General features: G+C 47.9%; 1 protein-coding gene. It reads right to left on the bottom strand.

What is annotated here, in order from left to right:
• Nucleotides 1-18 precede the first annotated feature (18 nt).
• A protein-coding gene (locus tag ICN40_RS11505; protein WP_216244118.1) for an IS3 family transposase occupies nt 19-1,172 on the bottom strand; the annotation gives its coding sequence in 2 pieces (ribosomal slippage) (nt 19-932 and nt 932-1,172; 1,155 coding nt in all).
• Between the last annotated feature and the right edge of the window lie 63 nt (nt 1,173-1,235).

The following is a 1,235-nucleotide window of genomic DNA, read 5'->3' as shown; positions in this document are numbered from 1 at the left end:
TGAATCGCTACCAATATCTTAGACACTTCCCAACCTCGCTTGGTACTGCTGTTCAAATCTTACCGGAGAAAGTCCATTGTTGTAACTATGGCGTCTAACCGGGTTGTAAAACATTTCGATGTAATCAAAAATATCTTCTCTTGCTTTTGCTCTGCTGGCATAGGTTTTACGTTTAATCCGCTCCCGCTTGAGTAGTTGGAAAAAGCTCTCCACTACGGCATTGTCATGGCAGTTTCCGCGCCGACTCATGCTTTGTTTGAGGTTATGTTCTTTTAAGAACGCTTGCCACTCGTAACTAGAAAATTGACTGCCTTGATCCGAGTGGATCATCACTGTCTGCTTGGGTTTTCGTTTCCATAAAGCCATCAGCAAGGCGCTGACCACCAACTCCTTATCCATTTGACCTTGCATCGACCAGCCTACAATCTGGCGGGAGAATAAATCCAAGACCACCGCCAAGTACAGCCAACCCTCATGCGTGCGGATATAAGTAATGTCCGTTACCCAGGTCTCATTAGGTTCTAAAACATCAAACTGCTGACCCAAGTGATTGGGGGCTGCCACATGAGGCTTACCAGTATGGTGCCGTGGTTTACGCTTGTAGCCTGTTTGGGAACGCAGGCCCTGTGCCTTCATCAATCGATACACCCGTTGCTCTCCACAAGCAATCCCCAGATCTTGCAGGTCATCATGGATCTTGCGATAACCATAGATGGTGCCGCTTGCCAGCCACGCTTGCTTAATTTGACCTACGATCATCTGGTTCTCATACGCTCGAAACGAGAGCGGCTCTTTAAGCCAGGCGTAATAGCCACTGTGGTGGACTCGTAAAACCTTGCACATCGTGCGGATGGCATGCTCATGCTGGTGCTTTTTGATGAAGGCGTACTTTAACCGGACTCCTTGGCAAAGTACGCGGCGGCCTTTTTTAGGATGTCGCGCTCTTCGGTAACCCGCCGCAGCTCCGCCTCCAGTCTTTTAAGCTTAGCTAATTGATCATCTTGAACTAAGCGCTGCTCGGCTGGAATACCATATTTATTAATCCAGGCATACAGACTATGGGGTGAGGTGCCCAGCCTAGCAGCCACATCTCGAACCCCAAATCCTCGCTCAACGACTTGCTTGACTGCCTCTAACTTGAACTCTTCAGTAAACCGTCTTCTTGTACTCATTACACACCTCCTAATAGACTAAATATTAGGCTAGAAAGTGTCTATAGAAGTGGTAGCGATTCA

Origin of the sequence: Polynucleobacter sp. Fuers-14 (genome assembly GCF_018882045.1) — a bacterium.
Classification (GTDB): Bacteria; Pseudomonadota; Gammaproteobacteria; order Burkholderiales; family Burkholderiaceae; genus Polynucleobacter.
This window is presented reverse-complemented; position numbering and strand designations above follow the sequence as displayed.